At 70.8% G+C, this 16,315-nt stretch carries 19 protein-coding genes and 2 pseudogenes; 4 read left to right on the top strand and 17 right to left on the bottom strand.

The annotated features are described in order from the left end of the window. The 4 genes and pseudogenes from QMF80_RS06200 to QMF80_RS06215 form a co-directional block, all read right to left on the bottom strand. Window positions 1-667, bottom strand: a pseudogene (locus QMF80_RS06200) (hypothetical protein); the annotation flags it as partial. A gap of 61 nt (window positions 668-728) precedes the next feature. After that, window positions 729-1,589, bottom strand: coding sequence for a hypothetical protein (locus QMF80_RS06205; protein ID WP_283450265.1), 861 nt, complete (start codon window positions 1,587-1,589; stop codon window positions 729-731). 181 nt (window positions 1,590-1,770) lie between these two features. Beyond that, a complete protein-coding gene (locus QMF80_RS06210) occupies window positions 1,771-1,941 on the bottom strand; it encodes a hypothetical protein (RefSeq protein WP_283450267.1) in 171 nt (56 codons plus the stop codon). Window positions 1,942-2,087: 146 nt separating this feature from the next. Next, on the bottom strand, window positions 2,088-2,447 hold the full coding sequence (locus QMF80_RS06215) for a hypothetical protein (protein WP_283450269.1): 360 nt from the start codon (window positions 2,445-2,447) through the stop codon (window positions 2,088-2,090). 156 nt (window positions 2,448-2,603) lie between these two features. Between QMF80_RS06215 and QMF80_RS06220 the strand changes: the two genes are divergently transcribed. After that, a complete protein-coding gene (locus QMF80_RS06220) occupies window positions 2,604-3,635 on the top strand; it encodes a helix-turn-helix transcriptional regulator (protein ID WP_283450270.1) in 1,032 nt (343 codons plus the stop codon). Window positions 3,636-4,090: 455 nt separating this feature from the next. Here QMF80_RS06220 and melC2 read toward each other — a convergent pair. The 3 genes and pseudogenes from melC2 to QMF80_RS06235 form a co-directional block, all read right to left on the bottom strand. After that, window positions 4,091-4,916, bottom strand: a pseudogene (gene melC2 / locus QMF80_RS06225) (tyrosinase MelC2). After that, window positions 4,913-5,308, bottom strand: a complete 396-nt coding sequence (melC1, locus tag QMF80_RS06230; protein WP_283450272.1) for an apotyrosinase chaperone MelC1 — start codon at window positions 5,306-5,308, stop codon at window positions 4,913-4,915. The pseudogene melC2 and the gene melC1 overlap by 4 nt, the downstream one beginning before the upstream one ends. Before the next feature lie 253 nt (window positions 5,309-5,561). Then, window positions 5,562-6,293, bottom strand: coding sequence for a hypothetical protein (locus tag QMF80_RS06235; protein ID WP_283450274.1), 732 nt, complete (start codon window positions 6,291-6,293; stop codon window positions 5,562-5,564). Between the two features lie 197 nt (window positions 6,294-6,490). On the opposite strand from QMF80_RS06235, the gene QMF80_RS06240 reads away from it, so the two are divergent. The 3 genes from QMF80_RS06240 to QMF80_RS06250 all read left to right on the top strand — a co-directional run bounded on the left by QMF80_RS06240 (window position 6,491) and on the right by QMF80_RS06250 (window position 8,372). Further along, entirely contained in the window at window positions 6,491-7,396 is a 906-nt protein-coding gene (locus tag QMF80_RS06240; RefSeq protein WP_283450276.1) for an NAD-dependent protein deacetylase, read from the top strand. A gap of 285 nt (window positions 7,397-7,681) precedes the next feature. Next, window positions 7,682-8,215, top strand: a complete 534-nt coding sequence (locus QMF80_RS06245; protein ID WP_283450278.1) for a bestrophin-like domain — start codon at window positions 7,682-7,684, stop codon at window positions 8,213-8,215. A 16-nt stretch (window positions 8,216-8,231) separates the two neighbouring features. Continuing rightward, on the top strand, window positions 8,232-8,372 hold the full coding sequence (locus QMF80_RS06250) for a hypothetical protein (RefSeq protein ID WP_283450280.1): 141 nt from the start codon (window positions 8,232-8,234) through the stop codon (window positions 8,370-8,372). A gap of 21 nt (window positions 8,373-8,393) precedes the next feature. Here the strand turns inward: QMF80_RS06250 and QMF80_RS06255 are convergent, their stop codons facing one another. The 10 genes from QMF80_RS06255 to QMF80_RS06300 form a co-directional block, all read right to left on the bottom strand. Then, the gene (locus tag QMF80_RS06255; protein WP_283450392.1) at window positions 8,394-8,669 is read right to left on the bottom strand and encodes a hypothetical protein; all 276 of its coding nucleotides are present in this window, start codon (window positions 8,667-8,669) and stop codon (window positions 8,394-8,396) included. Between the two features lie 63 nt (window positions 8,670-8,732). Then, a complete protein-coding gene (locus QMF80_RS06260) occupies window positions 8,733-8,942 on the bottom strand; it encodes a hypothetical protein (RefSeq protein WP_283450282.1) in 210 nt (69 codons plus the stop codon). A 5-nt stretch (window positions 8,943-8,947) separates the two neighbouring features. Further along, the gene (locus tag QMF80_RS06265) at window positions 8,948-9,526 is read right to left on the bottom strand and encodes a DUF5994 family protein (RefSeq protein ID WP_283450285.1); all 579 of its coding nucleotides are present in this window, start codon (window positions 9,524-9,526) and stop codon (window positions 8,948-8,950) included. 391 nt (window positions 9,527-9,917) lie between these two features. After that, on the bottom strand, window positions 9,918-10,580 hold the full coding sequence (locus QMF80_RS06270) for a hypothetical protein (RefSeq protein ID WP_283450286.1): 663 nt from the start codon (window positions 10,578-10,580) through the stop codon (window positions 9,918-9,920). After that, the gene (locus QMF80_RS06275) at window positions 10,577-11,119 is read right to left on the bottom strand and encodes a SigE family RNA polymerase sigma factor (RefSeq protein WP_283450288.1); all 543 of its coding nucleotides are present in this window, start codon (window positions 11,117-11,119) and stop codon (window positions 10,577-10,579) included. Before QMF80_RS06275 ends, QMF80_RS06270 begins: the two co-directional genes overlap by 4 nt. 76 nt (window positions 11,120-11,195) lie before the next feature. After that, a complete protein-coding gene (locus QMF80_RS06280) occupies window positions 11,196-12,575 on the bottom strand; it encodes a pectate lyase family protein (protein WP_283450290.1) in 1,380 nt (459 codons plus the stop codon). 57 nt (window positions 12,576-12,632) lie between these two features. Then, complete coding sequence (locus QMF80_RS06285) at window positions 12,633-13,442, bottom strand: GH12 family glycosyl hydrolase domain-containing protein (RefSeq protein WP_283450292.1); 810 nt, start codon at window positions 13,440-13,442, stop codon at window positions 12,633-12,635. Between the two features lie 293 nt (window positions 13,443-13,735). Further along, the gene (locus tag QMF80_RS06290) at window positions 13,736-14,155 is read right to left on the bottom strand and encodes a RidA family protein (protein WP_283450294.1); all 420 of its coding nucleotides are present in this window, start codon (window positions 14,153-14,155) and stop codon (window positions 13,736-13,738) included. Between the two features lie 70 nt (window positions 14,156-14,225). Further along, on the bottom strand, window positions 14,226-14,978 hold the full coding sequence (locus QMF80_RS06295; protein ID WP_283450296.1) for an IclR family transcriptional regulator: 753 nt from the start codon (window positions 14,976-14,978) through the stop codon (window positions 14,226-14,228). A 23-nt stretch (window positions 14,979-15,001) separates the two neighbouring features. Next, entirely contained in the window at window positions 15,002-16,120 is a 1,119-nt protein-coding gene (locus tag QMF80_RS06300) for a sugar kinase (RefSeq protein ID WP_283450298.1), read from the bottom strand. Window positions 16,121-16,315: the final 195 nt, after the last annotated feature.

Consider the following 16,315-nt stretch of genomic DNA (forward strand, 5'->3'; position numbering starts at 1 on the left):
CACCGACGCTGCCCGCGCCGTCACCCGTGTACAGCTTCATGTTGCTGTTCGCGTCGATGCCCGCGATGTCCTGCTTGCCGTCACCGTTGAAGTCGGCGCCCACGGTCCGCGCCATGGTCGGCGCCGGGGCCGCGTCGTCGACGATGTTGTTGTAGCGCAGCGCGTCGTAGTAACTGGTCGGCCAGCCTTCCAGGGACGAGCTGTTGATGTTGGCCGATGTCGGGCCGTGCGTCGGGTTGTTGGTGTTGCTGTCGGCGTAGTAGGTGAAGGCGCCCGTGGACTGGTTCGTCCAGCCGGCGAAGAGGAAGGTGTGCGCGTCGGTGTAGTCCATCGCGTCGCCCGCCTTGAGCTGCGAGAAGTTGATCTTGGTGGACACGTCCGGCAGGGTCCACGTGGTCAGGCTGGAGCTCAGGTGCCAGGCCATGGACACGTACCCGGAGCAGTCCTCCCTGTACGTGCCGTTGGCGTCCGTGTGGTAACCGCCCTGGTTGTACGGAACGCCCTGGTCGACCCAGCTCTGGGCGCGGGCTATGACCTCGCCGCGGGTGATCGTGCCCCCGACGGAGGATGCGGCCTGGGCCGGAGCGGAGAGTGTCACGGCGACGCCGGCAGCGGTCAGCACGGTCAGGGACGCGAGAGAGGCCAGGGTGCGCTTGGTACGGGGCATGGTGATGTCTCCTTGGAAGGTCGAGGCGTGGAAGTCGAAGCGCCGGACGGAGCGACGGGACTCAGCGAGTGAGGGCGAGGCTTCCGGCGAGCGTGGTCAGGAGGTCGGCGTCGGCGGCGGGCGAGGCGGAGTTGCCCTGTCCGGCCGATGCCATGTCGCTGTACTGCAGGACGGTGAGCACGGCGCCGTCCTGGGCCAGGTAGACGTGGTGGGTCTGGGAGCCCGGCGCCGACATGCCCGGCACGGCGGTCCACTGGTACTGCCAGGCGGCCGCTGCCGGGTGGGTAGCGGTACGGGCCGACGTGGCGTCGGGGGTGTGGGCGCCCTGTTTGGTCTGTGCGTCACGCAGGGCGGCTTGGCACCCGTCGAGCTGCGCGCCGAGTGACTGGCGGACGTGGTCGGCGTCGGCCGGGGTGGCGAAGGTGAAGGTGTCCTGGATGGCCGGGGTCTTGGCGGTGCTTGCCCAGCCCTGCTGCTGCCAGCCGGTCGCGCCTTGAATGGCGGCGCACTCATTGAGGCTGCTGGTCGGGGTGACGGTGCGGCGCTTGGGCGAACCGATCGGCTTCCAACCCGCCTTGGCCTGATTGGGCAGTTCCCGGACGGTGAGGGGGGCGGGCACCTTGCCGCTCGTCGCCTGGCCGGACGTCGGCGTGACCGTCGGCGCCTTGGCCGTGGCCGAGGGCGCTGATCCTGCGGCGGAGGGCGTCCCGGTGGCAACGGGGGCACCGGCCGCACCGGCAGGCGTCGTGGTCGGGGTCGGCTTACCTGCGGCCGGGGCGGTGAGGGCCTGGGCGGTGGTACGCGGGGCGGCCCGCAGGTCCTCGGCGGCGAACGCGCTGGTGAATTCGGCGGTGGCCAGAACCGCGGCGGCAACCACGGGAACGGCGGCGATCAGCAGGATGCGGCGACGGGGCGTGGACATGGCGAGACAGTCCTTCGGGGCGGTGCGGGCACGGCGGTGCCCTGTGATCGGTGGGATGGCGGCAGATCTGCCGGATCGGCATCAGCGGCCAGGAGTTCGCTCGGGTGCCGCGGTTCGTGACAGCTGCCCTGCAGGCGCAGCGGTCGTGCAAGGGGATACGGCGAGTGACGCCGACCGGGGCCTACTGCCAGCCGGTGGTGGAGTGCGCGGTGGGCCCGATCTGCCAGCCGGTGGTCGCGGTGATGCGGGTGCCGTCGGCCGTGGCGGTGAACTGGCCGCCGAGCACCGGGGTGACCGCGGCGATGGCGAGGGAAGCGACCGCGGCGGCCTGGGCGAGACGGGTTCGAAGCATGGGAACGATCCTTTGCGAGAGCTGGGATGAAGGGCCGGTCCGGATGTGCGTCCCGCGGTGACGACATCTCCGGCGGTGCCTGCCGGGTTCGTTTCCCTGCTGGCGATCACTAGCTTCGTCGCAGCTCAAGGCGGGTGGAAGGGATCTCAGGTGGACGGAAGCGGACCTGGACCGTTCCGTCCAGCAGGGCCGGAAGAGGACAGGAGGAGGTTTTCGTAGAAGGGCGCGACCAAGGGGGCGCCGACCCGGGTGACCGACCAGCCGCGAAGTGCCGGCACGTCGTCGAGCGCACGGCGGAGGAGCTCCTCCGTATGCAGCTCCGCCTCATCCAGGCTGTCCGTGAGCACGTAGACGCCGACGACCGGGTCCGGCTGTGCGTGCCGGTGGACGGACACGTGCTCGACCGGGCCGTCGGCACCCGCGAGCACACGGATGAACTCGGCTGTGAGGGGCGGCAATTGATCGTCGGCAGAAGGGGCGCGCAGGCCGGCGTGGATGAGATACATGCACCCGACTCTCGCGAACGCACCATGCGGGCGGAAGTAATCAACCTGGACACTTCGGGCCTTGGACGGAATCGGCCACCGGTTGGCCCGGTCGAATGGCCGCGTGCGATGATCTACGCGCCTTGACCCACAAGGCTCACCCGGGGGGGTAACACTGTGCTGGGAACTCTTGGCCTCGACGCGACCGCAGAGGCTGCCTATCGGGCCATGCTTGCCCGCCCGCGCGACGGCGTGAGCGCTCTCGCCGAGCGCCTCGCGGTGCCCGAGGCGGACATCCGGCGAAGCCTGGACACGCTGAGCGAGCTGGCCCTGATCCGTCCGTCCTACGAGCGGGACGGGGAACTGTGCGCGGTCTCGCCCGAGGTCGGCATGGAACTGCTGATGGCCCGCCAGCAAGCCGAGCTGACGGCTCAGCAGTTGCGGATCGAGGCTTCACGCGTGGCTGCCGCGCAGCTCATCGCGGAATTCGCCGATCTGAACCCGGCCGCTTCCAGCCCGGGGGTCGAACAGCTGGTGGGCCTGGACGAGATCCGGACCCGGATCACCAGCTTGGCGCACGGGGTCCGGTCCGAACTGATGACGTTCGCACCTGGCGGGGGTCAGCGGCCGGACACGATGGAGGCATCGAAGCCGAACGACCTCGCGCTGCTCGGTCGAGGTGTGCGGATGCGCACCTTGTACCAGGACAGTGTGCGCAACAGCCTGACCACCATCGCCTACGCGACGTGGCTGAGCGAGCTGGGCGGAGGGGTACGCACCACCCCCGACCTGCCCACCCGGTTGATGATCTTCGACCGGACCACCGCGGTCATCCCGGTCAGCAGCGACGACAGCGCCGCGGGCGCCGTCGTCCTCACCGGCCACGGCACCCTCACGGCGCTGTGCGCGCTCTTCGAGAACGTGTGGGCCGACGCGCAGCCCCTGGGCGCCTCGCAGGAGCGGGACGAGATCGGACTCAGCGCGCAGGAGAGCACGGTGATCAGGCTGTTGGCGAGGGGGCTGACCGACGAGGCTATCGCCAAGCGACTGGCGGTCTCACCGCGCACGGCCCGCCGACTGGCCAACGGCCTGATGGAACGGCTGGGCGCCTGCAGCCGTTTCGAGTTCGGCGTCCGGGCGGTCCAACGCGGCTGGTTGCCTAGCACGGAACAGCTGTCGGGCTCCGCCGCGGCCGAGCTGCACGGCTGACGCCGCCGTACAGCCCTCGCGCGAAGCGGTCGGGGTGGGGCGTCATCGGGGGTGACGGGCCCGGTGCCCGCCCTTTCCCCGCCCGGCCGCTTCCCCCGCCCGCGCACCCTGACCGCCGACAGCGCCCGAGGGCTCGAGGTCCGGCTGACCTGACCGGAGGACGAGTTCGCCGCTCCGGCCCTCGCCGTCAAGGTCCGCGGCCGCGAGGCGAACTGACTCATGTACGGCTTCGTGCCACGTGCCACGTGCCGATCTCGCCGCGGTCGCCAGGTCGCCGCCGACGCGTACGCCCGACAGGTCACCTCCCGCACCCGGACAGTCCGACGGCGCCCCGGCCGCTCCTCCCCGGTCACAGCGCGGCGCGCCAACCGGCACGGCGCGGCACGGCAGGGAGCGACTGGGAGCGGAGTGCGGGCGGCCTCAACGCCGTCCCCGTGCCCCACGCCTGAGGCGTGCTACGTGTCGAAGGAGTAGAAGCGCCGGTGGTCGAGCATGTCCGCCGGAGTGACGTTGTTCCACGGCGGCAACGTGGCGTGCAGGTCGATCACGTTCGGCGTCCGCCCGGCGGGCTGGTAGCCGGCCTTGGGGTTGCGGGCCTGCCAGTCGGCCCACAGCTTGTCGATGAAGGCGTGGTGCAGCCAGAACACCGGGTCGTTGGGGGAGGCGGCGCTGGTCATGTGCCCGCCGACCCATACGTGGACCCGGTTGTGCAGGTTGACCCCGCGCCAGCCCTCCAGGTGGTTGCGGAATCCGTTGGAGGAACTGTTCCACGGAGCGGTGTCGTAGACCGGCATGGCGAGCACGGAATCCACCTCGGCCCGCGTCGGCAGCTGCGGCACACCCGTGCGGAGCCCGCGCCGCAGGTAGTCCCGCCGGTCGACCCCCACGGTGATGGCCCACTTGCTGCCCGCGTACGCGAATGGCCCGTCGAGCACCTGCCCGTCCCGCCCCCGGCTCGTGCCGCCCATGAAGTCAGCTGCCCACAAGGAGGAGTTAGTTCGGCGCGCGGTCGACGGTCCAGTCCCAGTACGGCAGCGAGACCTTCGGATCCACCCGTTGCAACGCCGCCTCGAAGTCCATCAGGAACCGCCGGTGCCAGGGCAGGAACGACGGAGTGCGGTGCCCGATCCGATTGCCGAAGTCGGAGTCGCTCATCAGGTAGTAGTTGTGCGCGTTGACGTACCGGTCGTAGACGCCCGTCCGCTTGAGTTCGAGCACCGCGTTCACGAACGCGCGCTTCTCGCCGGGGGTCAGCGCGGCCTGGCTCTTACGGACGATCACAGCTGGACCTCCTTCGGGGCGAACCGCGCCAGGGTGGCGCCCTGCAGCTCGCGCACGGCCGCCCGTGCGGCCGACACCGGATCCGGAAACGTCTCGTAGTGGTTGACGATGCTGACCCAGCTGCCGTCGGCATTGGGCATCAGGTGCAGCTCGGTCCCGTCGATCTTGACCGTCGGCACCCCCATCCCGTGGTGCCCGCCCGCCCCGAGCGTGATCTGGATACGACGCCCCTCGAACACCTCGTCGATCGTGCCGGTGGGTATGGAAACGGGCTTGCCGGATGCCCCGGCGGCCGTAGCGGGAGCCGACGAGGAGGAGCAGGCGCTCAGGCCCAGAGCGGTTCCCGCCCCGATACTGAGCCCCAAGGCTTGTCGGCGAGTGATCTTCTTCATGATCTGAAGAACTACCAGAATGCCGAAACCCACTGATCAGTGCCCTATGCGTGGGGGTAGCCGGGCGGTCGGGCGCCCGTAGGGGTGGTGGTGGGGTGTCAGGGCTGTTTCCCAGCGCGGGTGATGTGCTGCGCGAGCTGATCCGGGCCCGGCCGCACCTGCGGGAGCCGGCCGCCGCACTCCGGTCACTGAGCGGCCCCTGCACCCTTGATGCCGCCGGGCCGGCCACCGGCCGCTCCGGGGTCAGCAGCCGTCAGGCCGCGGTGTTCCAGGCGGTCGTCAGTCCGTCCAGCCACGCGGGCGGCAGCTCCCCGGCGTCCCACTCCTCACGGAGCGCCTGCGGCGCGGCGACCAGCCGCTCCAGCACGGCGATGCTCGGGGTGGAGTGCAGGAGCGAATAGCGGCCGTGTACCGCAATGGCGCTGCCTGGCCCGAATGCCGCGAACAGCCGCTCCAGTCGGGGGCGGTGGGCGGCGGCGAACTGCGTCAGCCGCCCGGCGTACCCGGCCCGCTGTCGAGGGCTCATCGTGCCCAGGACGGCCGTGAGCACCTCCTCGGTCACCTCCGGATCCAGCTCCGAGGCCGTGGTGAACGACAGGTACAGAGGCGTCAGCGCCACCCGCGCCCGCTCCACCTCCATACGACTGGCCCGCGGACGTTCCCCGGCCGTGCCCGGATCTTCGTCCGGTCCCAGGCCCCGTCGCAGGGTCCGCTCGGCAATGGCGCCGAGCTCCTCCAGGACGTCCCCGGCGCCGTCGAGCCAGCCGGACCCGTACGCCTCGCCCTTGTCCCCCGGCGCGGTGCGGCCGCCGTCGGCCAGCTCCTCGTGCGCGAGCGCCAGGACACCCGCCTCGACGAGTCCGATCAGTTCCCGCGCGTCCCCCGAAGGGACGCCCGCCCGCGCGAGGAGCTGCAGCAGCGTCGTCCTCGCGTTGTCGACACTGACCTCGTCCAGCCACTGCCGTCCCTCGTCGGCCGCGCTCATCGATTCCTCCTCATAGCTCGGGTAGTGCGCTGTGTACAACGAGACCGCTCCCTTCGTCCAAGGGTCCAACGCCCCACGACTCGGCTGTGATCCCCACGCCGACCGGACCCATGGCTCCGGTACCGATCTTCCGGGCGAGCCGGTCGGCGCCAAGGCGACGCTACGGGGATTCTCGCGGTGTTCCGTACCCTTGCGGTATGCGCATGCGCCCCACCTTGACCTGGACCCCCGCCGAGGACCTGCCCGAGGGCACCACGGACGTGGCGCCGGTCGCCGACGTGCTGGGCGCCGGAGGAGTGCTGGTCGTGAGCGGAGCCGGTCTCTCCACTGAATCCGGCATCCCGGATTACCGGAGCGAGGGCGGCAGCCTGCGCCGACACACTCCGATGACCTACCAGGACTTCACCGGCAGTGTCCAGGCCCGACGCCGGTACTGGGCGCGCGGCCACCTCGGCTGGCGCACCTTCGGCCGAGCCCGCCCCAATGCCGGGCACCGGGCGGTGGCCGCGTTCGGGCTGCGCGGACTGCTCTCCGGGGTGATCACCCAGAACGTCGACGGGCTGCACCAGGGGGCCGGCAGCGAGGGCGTCGTGGAACTCCACGGGAGCCTGGCCCGGGTCGTCTGCCTGTCCTGCGGTGCCTCCAGTACCCGCCGCGAGCTGGCCGTGCGGCTGGAGGAGGCCAACCCCGGCTTCGAGCCGGTGACGGCCGGACTCAACCCGGATGGTGACGCCGACCTCACCGACGAGCAGGTCGGGGGCTTCCGGGTGGCGCCGTGCGAGGTGTGCGGCGGGATCCTGAAGCCGGACGTGGTGTTCTTCGGCGAGGCTGTTCCGCCAGGGCGGGTCGAGCACTGCCGAGGGCTGGTCCGCGAGGCGTCTTCGCTGCTGGTACTCGGGTCCTCGCTGACCGTGATGTCCGGGCTGAGATTCGTTCGTCAGGCAGCCGAGGGCGGGAAGCCGGTGCTGATCGTCAACCGGGACGCCACCCGGGGCGACCAGCACGCCGTCACCCGCGTCGCGCTTCCCCTGGGAGCGGCCCTCACCGCTGTGGCCAGCCGACTGGGCATCCCTGTCGACGCCGAAGCGGTACCCGGGTCCTGAGGCCCGGCCTGCGTAGCCGTGACGTGGTTCGTGCCCTGCGTCGGCGCAGGGCGCCCCACCTCGGCGACCGCGCAGTCTCGGCGACCGTGGAGTCCGGACCGGCCGATGGGGCGGCCATGTCGATTCCGGTCCGGCGGCGTGGGCGGCGCCGAAAGGGGCCAGATATCAGTGGGCGTTCTCATTTGTCGTATTAAGTTAAGAGCGGCGACGTGGAATGCGTAGGCCGTGCGCACCCGGGTGGTGGGCGCAGGGAAGGAGTGCACTCCCGCTGATATGGTTTAGCGCGTGTTACTCACTTCACTCCTCGTCATGGCCGTTTCGGCTGCCTCGGTCATTGCTATTGCTTATCTTATGAATCACAGGCGTGGCGGAAAGGTGATGGATCTGCCCAAAGGGGTGGAAATGTCGATCGGGGCCATCAGTGGCCTCTTCGTCTTTTCGTTCGCGTTCCTCGCTGTCAACGCCCAGTCCGAGCTGACTACCGCTCGGAAAGCGGCGCTCAGCGAGGCCAGCGCGTTGAAGGACACCTACTTTGCCGCGCAGGGCCTTGAGGTTCAGGAATGTGATCGTGTCCGTCAGGAGCTCGCGTCGTACACGCATTCCGTCGTCGACGTGGAATGGTCGGCAATGAGAAAGGGACGCGCCGATCAGGGCACTGTGCGTCGACTGGATGCTTTGCGTTCACGCGTTTACCGGATTACAAGCAGCGACACCGATGTCAAAGCAGCGAAGGCGGAAGTCAGTCAGCGACTCCGCGATGTCTATGTGGCCCGCCGTGAGCGTCTGGCGGAAAAGGACGCCGCAGTGCCGATGCCCTAGTCGCGTCCATTTCGTCTTGCTCGGCATCGGGGCAGCAGGCTTCAGCTACATGATCTATCTCGTGATGGCCCTCAACCATCCCTATGGTGGAGGAGTGAGCATCGGTCCCGACGCCTATCTTGAGGCACTGTCGCGCTACCAGGACCTCGCCTTCTAATGCTCCCCCTCCTGGGGGGGATCAGACCTCGTCGGTGTCGGCGGTCGGCCGACTGCTGGTCAGCCAGGAATGGGCGGGTCCGGCCGCGGATGCCGTGTCGACGGTCAGGTGGAGCCGGGTGCCGCCGTGGCGAGCCGGGTAACTGCGCTGTTCCGCGCTGGCGAAGCAGCGGCGCAGGACCTCCGCGACCGCGCGGGCGGCCTCGGGGGAGGCCGCGACGATGCGGACTTCCGCGTGCCCGGCCGCGGGGAGGGTGCGGGCGTCGGTGCCGGCACCGGTGTCGGTGTAGGTCTCCATCAGTTTCAAGAGAATGTGGTCCTTTCGGCTGGAGGCGGCACGTCGGTCAGAGGAGGGTCCGGGTCATCGGGCGGTGCCTGTACGGTCAGCCGCGCCGCCATCTGCTGAGATCGGCCTGTGGTGCTTGCGGCTGCGCCTGCCGATGCCCGGGAGCGTGTCGCTGAAGTGGTGGGCGGCGATGCGGGCGTCGTGCTGGGCGTTGAGCAGGTGGATCAGGCGCATGCCGATGCCGGTCGCGAGGAGGATGACCGCGATGAGGATGACGGCGTCCATGGCGCTCACCTGTTCGCGTGCCCGGGCACGGGCGGCATGATCGGCCGCTCGGTCGGCTGTCCGTAGGGTGACATGCATGCTCCGCCTTCGGTCTCCCAGGACTCCTCCCGGCTCCGGGACTCACGTGGGGCGCGTCCGATGGCGGCTTCGTTGGCCATCAGTACGCCGGCCGTGAGGATGCTTCCGGGGATCGCGGCGGCGGCCATCAGCCGGGCGGCTGCGGCGGGTTCGGTCTCGGGCGGGATCACCAGCAGGTCCCAGCGGCCGACGGTGAAGGAGAGCAGGATCAGCTTGTCCGGGTGCTGCTCGGTGAACCATCCGACGTGCAGGGTGTGGCCGTCGACGGTCACGGTGTCCGGGATGACCGGCCAGCGGGTGGGGTTCACGGTGACGCGGGTGATGCGTCCCCAGGCCGCGTCGAGACCGGCCACCAGGAGCGGAAGCTCGACGGTGAGGTCGCGGGAGTAGGGCCACAAGGCTCCGTCCAGCTGGCCCGCGAGTGCGGTCTTCGGCGTGAGCGACAGACGCGCCGAAAGCTTGGGGGCGAGGTCGTGCGGCGTGGTCAGATCGAGAAGCGTGGTCATGTCGCGGACCTGCCTCCGGGCCGCCCGTCGGCGGCCCGGTGTTCGGCAATCGCCGGGAACGGCACCCGCATGGAAGCCGGTGTTCGAAGTGCACCCGGTCCCTTGACTGTACTCGTACACGAGGGGCCCGAACCGATTCACGACCAGGTGATTCGGGTGCACGGCGGCGCGCACCCCCGGGAGTAACGTGAACGCACGGGCGCGGCGGCATACCGCCCGACCATGATCATGCCCGCGCTTCACGGGGCGGCGGCCCACGCCACGGTCCGGATCCGGCGCGGCGAGGACGCGCCTCCTGGACCCGGCTTGAGCTGAGCGGCGACCGGCCCCACCGCCCCTGGCGGCTCCCGCCGCCCCCGTCCCCGGGAAGATCAAGAACGTACAGAACCGATCAGAAGGCGCCCCCGACCGCGTGCCGCGCGCCCGTGGCCGTGGTGGTCGTCGCCTCGTAGGTGTCGCTGCCCGCGTCGCGCCCGCCCGGGGCGTGGTTGTACTGGGTGGCGAAGACGTGCCGGCCCGCCGGGACGGTTCTGCCTGCCTTCAGGGTCCACCGGTAGACCATCGCGTCGCCGGTCTGGCGGACACTCACCTCGAAGTCGTCCCCCGGCAGGGTCTGCCAGGTGCCGGTGGTCGCCACACCGCCGGTCTGGGCGATGCGGATCTCGAGGGTGAGGGCGGCGAGCGGTTCACGGCTCTGGAGGGTGATGTTGCTCTGGGCCCAGTAGCCGTTGCTGTGCGGGTCGACGGAGCCGTCGGACCACAGCGGCCCGCTCTCGGTGCTCAGGACGCCGGTGTCGTCGGGCGCCGTCGCCACCTGTCGGCCGTGCCCGTCGTGGCTCAGGGCGGACTTGACGGTGAGGACACCGCCCACGAGGGCCGCGCCGACGGCGACCGTGGCGAGGGTGACGCGGCTCCAGGACACCGCCCGCGTCTGCTGACGGGCGCGGGAGGCGCCGGCGCCGGACATGCCGTGCCGCACACGCGCGAGCATCCGCTCCCGGTCCGGCTCGTGCGCCTGTGCGGCTTCCCGCAGCTTTCCTTCCGCGTCGTTCACCGGCTCCTCCCTCCCGCGAGTTCTCCGACGGCCCGCGGGCCGAGCAACTTCTGCAGTTCCGCCATGCCCTTGGAGGTCTGGCTCTTCACCGTACCGACCGAAATGCCGAGGGCGAGCGCCGTGTCCTTCTCCGAGAGGTCCAGTGCGTGGCGCAGGACCACACAGGCCCGTTTGCGAAACGGCAGCCTGGCCAGGGCCCTGCGTACGTCCAGGGCGGCGGCGACGTCCGGTGCGTCCGCCTCCTCGGAGCGGTTCGACCAGAAGAGGACGACCCGCCTGCGCTCACGCACCGCCGCACGGATCCGCGTACGGGCCATGTTGGCCACGATCCCGCGGGCGTAGGCGAGGGGGTGGTCGGCGCGGCGCACCCGGTCCCAGCGGTGCCACACCGCGACGAGGGCGTCCGCGGCCAGGTCGTCGGCATCGTCCGGCTCGCCGATGAGCATGCAGGCCAGCCGGGAGAGTTCGGCGTGGTGTCGTTCGAAGAAGGCGTGGAACTCGAGGGAGGCGTTGTCGTGGATCTCCTGGACGGGGGCCATGCTCGACTCTCCGTTCGATGTGCCCATGTCATGCCGTGAGTCGGCGACGGTAGCAGCCATGTCGGCGAACCGTGTTTCACGGAGTACGGACGGCAGGTCCGGCGAGACCACCGGACGCGGTCAGTACGCCGGCGCCCGCCGCCCGGCCGAGCGAGCCGGGGAGCGCGGCGGCGGAGGTCTCCAGCCCGGCGGACAGCGCGGGCCGCCAATTCACCGTCGGCCGGATCTGCTTGCCCGGGTTCGCGGCGTTGTAGGCGGCGACCAGATCGGCGCCCCGGCCGTTCACGAGGTTTCCGGTGCCCGCCAGCGCGCCCGTGCCGTCGCCGGTCAGCAGCCGGGAGACCTTCCCGTCCTCAGGGAGCGTCCAGTGGTTGTACTCGGCCACCACCTGGGCCCGCGCGCGGGAGCTGATGGAGTAGCTGAAGGCGTAGCCGTGGCTGTCGGCCGTCTCGAAGAGGTTGTTGTACAGGTGGATCTGTCCGACGCGGGCCAGCGGGGCGCGCTGCACGGTGCCCTGGAAGACGTTGTGGTGCAGGGTGACGCGCAGCTTGGTGTCCTTGTCGCTGCTGCCGATGAGCATCGTCTTGTCGTGGTCGGTGAACCGGTTGTACGAGACCGTGACCAGGTCGGAAGCGTTGGTGATGTCGAGCGCCCCGTCGTGGACCTGGTACTCGCGCCCGAAGTAGCGGGGGTTGCCGCTGTCGAAGCGGGGGCTGTCGGTGAACGTGTTGTGGTCGGCCCAGACATGGGTGGCCGCCCGCAGGGACAGCGCGTCGTAGGCGGAGTTCCAGTTGCCGTCCGAACCGTCCGTGGGATCCCACTGGGGGAAGCAGTCGCGGACGTCGGTGAGGGCGAGGTTGCGAACGATGGCGTTGTCCGCGTCCTTGATCTGGAGGCTGCCGCCCGTCAGTCCGGCGCCGGTTCCGGGCACGCCGACGATCGTGGTGTTCGACGGCACCTTGAACACGATCCGCGCCGCCTGCTTCTTCTGCGCGGCGGCCCGGGCCGACTCCTGCGCGCCGGAGGGCACCTTGGAGCGTCCCCAGTGCGCCGGGTCGTAGGTCTTCAGGTAGGAGGCGAGCGAGTAGCCCGTGCCCTTGGCGTAGTCCTCGCAGCCCAGGGATCGGCCGTCGTCGTCGGTGTTAGCGTCGATGGAGCCCTTGACGCGGATGATGCGGGGCGTCGACCCGGAGCCGTTGTCCAGCGCCTTGGCCAGCTCGGCCCGGGTGGAGACGGTGAACACCCGCGAGGCGCCGGCCGCCGAGCCGCCGGTGGTGCCCTTGCCGCTCGCCGCCCACCCGTCGCGTGCCGGGAGTGCGGCGTGCGCGAGGTCGGGGGCGGCGTGCGCGCTCATCGCCAGGGGGAAGGCGCCGAGTGCGACCGCGGCGGCGGCGGATGCGGCGACGAGGAGAGCCGTGCGGCGGGTACGGGGGCGACGGTGCGAGGGAGCAGACATGTGGAGGTCGTTCCTTGCCTGGGGGGAGGGAGGAGGGAGGCGGTACGGCACTGGGTGTCAGCCCACGTTCACCGAGTAGGCGGTGGTGTCCAGCTGCGCCTTGCCGGTGAAGACCTCCGTACCGGCCTCGACTCCGCTGAGGTAGTCGGTCCGGTCCACGAGCCCCCGGCGGACGAGGGCTTGGAGGAAGTCGTCCAGATCCAGGCTCGCGGAGGTGGTGTTGCCGACCCGGACGAAGGAGTAGACGTGCCAGCCGATGTCACCGACGTACAGGTCCCAGGCCGCGCCGCCGATCTCCAGCCGCTCGCGCTTGGTGCCCAGCGGGCCGGCCCCGCCGTCCTTGGCGAGCCAGACCATCACCTCGTGCTTGGGCCTGCTCCGCCAGTCCGTACGGTCCGAGTCGTGCAGCCAGAGGTCGTAGGCGACGTCGTACACGCTCTCCTTGGACTCCGTCACCTTGTACGACCAGGCCGTCCGCACGGGTTTCTGGTCCGACACCCGCACGGGCAGCCCGGTCTGCGCCACCTTCCAGCCCCAGTGCCACCCGAGAACGCTGCTCGCGTACGACTTGACCGCGTTCGGGTCGCCCGACCATTCGTAGTTCGTGCCCCATCCGATGGTTGAACCCGACGTGTACGTGTCCCAGGCGCAGCTCCAGCCCTTGCCGTTCTTCGCGCCCCACGTGTTGTTGTTGATCCAGTACTTGCCCATCGGGATCGACTCGTTCGGCGCGCAGCCACCCGTCGCGCTCGCACGCCCGGCCGGGGAGGCCACGGTGTAGGCGGCCTCGGCGCCCAGCGCGGCCAGGGCGAGCGCTCCGGCGGTGAAACGCCTGCGGGTGGGTCGGTGACGTCCACGTGCTGCCATGGGGGTGGGGCCTTTCGCTCGGTGACCTTGCACCCCTCAGTCGCCGCCGGTGCCCGATACGTTGCCGTGATCCACGCCACTGCGCGAGCGTGGATCCGGAGCGTGCGGGAGGGTCGGCCGAGCAGGGGCCGACCTCCGCGCAGGCTGACGCGGCAGTACCTCGCCGCCCCGGCCCCCGCCGCGCCACGACGCGTCGGCGCCCGGCAGGAGGAATTCCTGCCGGGCGCCGACTGCCCGGCCGCGGGGGACCGGGGGACTGTGGACTGGGGGGCCGGGGGGCCGGGGGGCCGGGGTCAGCCGATCACGGCCTGGGCGTCGATCTCGACCAGCATCGGCTCCTGCGGAAGCTCCACGAAGATCGTCGTGCGGCAGGGCTTGACCCCGCCCGCCGTGATGTTCTCGTCGATGAACTGTGCGTAGACCTCGTTCATCAGGGGGAAGTCGGATCGCTTGGTGAGGTAGACGCGGAACATCACCACGTCCTCGATGGTGGCGCCGCCCGCCTCGACGATGGCCTTGACGTTCTCCAGGGTGCGCCGCGTCTGGGCCTTCACATCCCCGTGGTGCAGGTACTCGCCGGTCGCGGGGTCCTGCGGCCCCTGGCCGGAGACCTGGAGGATGGGGCCCTTGCGCACTCCCTGGGAGAACATCCAGGCGGGCGCGGGGGCGCCGTCGGTGCGGACTTCGGTCTTGGCGGTGGTGCTGTCGCTCACGGTGTCTCCTCGTACGGAATGGGGGTGAGGGGGTGGGGGAACGGAAGGGGGCGGGGGACGGGGCGCGCTGTCAGGAGGCGGCCGGCGGGGAGCCCGCGTCGGCCGAGATGGCACGGGTGGCTGCCAGCAGCCTGGGCAGCAGCTCCAGCACCCGCTCGTACGGCAGCACCACGTCCGGCACCGAGATGGAGGCCGCCGCGACGGCGCGTCCGGAGGCGTCCCGGATCGGGGCCGCGATGCAGTTGATGAAGGACTCGTGCTCGGCGTGGTCCTCGGCCCAGCCCTGGGCGGTCACCTTGTCCAGCTCGGCGAGGAGGGCCTCGGGGCTGGTGATCGTGTGGGGGGTGTGGACGGTGAACTCGACGCCCTCGACCACCCGGCGCCGTTCGGCCTCCGGCAGGTCGGCGAGGAGCACCTTGGCGACGGCCGTGTTGTGCAGGGCCGCGCGCAGGCCGATCCGGGAGTACATGCGCACGGGGTGCCGGGAGTCGTACTTGTCGATGTAGACCACCTCGCCGCCCTCGTACGCCGCGAGGTGCACGGTCTGGCCGGTCTCCGCGTTGAGTTCGGCCAGGTGCGGCGCGGCCGTGTGGCGGATGCCGCGCTGCTCCAGGGCCAGACTGGACAGGGCGAACAGGCCCGCGCCCAAGTGGTAGCGGTAGCCCGCGTCCCGGTAGACGAACCGCGCTTCCTCCAGGCTCTGGAGCAGCCGCAGCGCGGTGGTCTTGTGCACGTCGAGCACGTGCGCGAGCTGTTCGAGGGAGCGGTCGCCCTCGCCTAGCTCGGTGAGGAGGCGCAGGGCACGGGTGACGGTCTGACTCATGGGTCGCGGTGCTCCGGGTCGGTCTATGGAGTGGTCGGCAAGGGGGTCGTCGTCGGCGGGCCGGTCGGCGATGGACTGGTCAGCAGGGGTGACACGATGCCATCCGCCGTGACCGAGGTCGCCGCCCACTGCTCCCGCGACGCGCCGAGGAGGCGGGTGAGGACCTCGTCGGGCGCCGGTACTCCGTGGTCCTCGTGCGCGATGAGCGCGGCGGCGGCGCTGAGGTGGCCGAGCCGCAGCCTGCTGCGCTGGTCGAGGCCGCGCAGGGTGCCGGCGAGGTAACCGGCGGCGAAGGCGTCGCCCGCTCCGGTGGCCTCCACCACCTCCACGGTCAGCGCCGGTTCGGTGACGGCCCGGCCGTCCCGGGTCAGGGCGGTCACGGCGTTCCCGGAGTCCTTGACGACGAGGGTGGCGGGCGAGGGGAACAGGGCCCGCAGCTCGCGCGGGTCGCCCGTGCCGAAGGCGGCTTCCGCTTCGTCCGCGCCGAGCAGGACGAGGTCCGCGGCGTCGAGCAGGGCCGGCAGCACTGCGGGGTCGCGGTCGTGCCACAGGGCCGGACGCCAGTTCAGGTCGAAGCTGACGAGGGTACCGGGGCGCCGGCGCTCCGGGGCGAGGAGCGCCCGCAGCAGAACGAGGCAGCTGTCGGAGAGCGCGGCGGTGATGCCGCTGAGGTGCAGCAGCCGGGCCCCGGCCAGCAGCCGCGCGGCGGCGGGGTCCGCGAGCAGGGCCGGGCCCAGGGCGGAAGCCGCCGAGCCGGTGCGGTAGTAGTGCAGGCGGCTGCTGCCCGCGCCCAGGTCCCCGAGGTGCCCGGAGCCGCCGGTCTCCTTGAGGTAGAGGCCGGTCGGCCGGTGCGGGTCGACGGCGACGGCGCTGGTGTCCACACCGCGGGCGCCGACCTCGGCGGTGAGCCGGCGCCCGAAGCCGTCGTCGCCGACACGGCTGATCCATGCGCTCGGTATGCCGAGGGAGGCCAGCGCGCACGCGACATTGGACTCGGCGCCGCCCACGGACGGCCGGAAGGCGCCGACGGTGTCGAGCGGGCCGGGGCCGTCGGCCAGCAGGACAGCCATCGACTCGCCCAGGCAGACGGCCTGGACCGGTTCGGCCGCGCGGGGTGCGGGTGCGGTGTCCTGCCGGTTCATCAGTACGTGCTCCCTGGCTTCGAGGCCTTCGACACTTCGGGCCGTCACCACTTCGGGCCGTCACCACTTCGAGGCGTTCGACTCTTCGAGGTCTTTTGGGCGTTGCCATCCGTTCCGACGGAATGCTAGAACCATAACAGCAACATACGCAACGAGCGTTGCACATGTTGCAACACACTGCATCAGCCGTACCGG

This window comes from Streptomyces sp. G-G2 (assembly GCF_030063135.1).
Classification (GTDB): Bacteria; Actinomycetota; Actinomycetes; order Streptomycetales; family Streptomycetaceae; genus Streptomyces.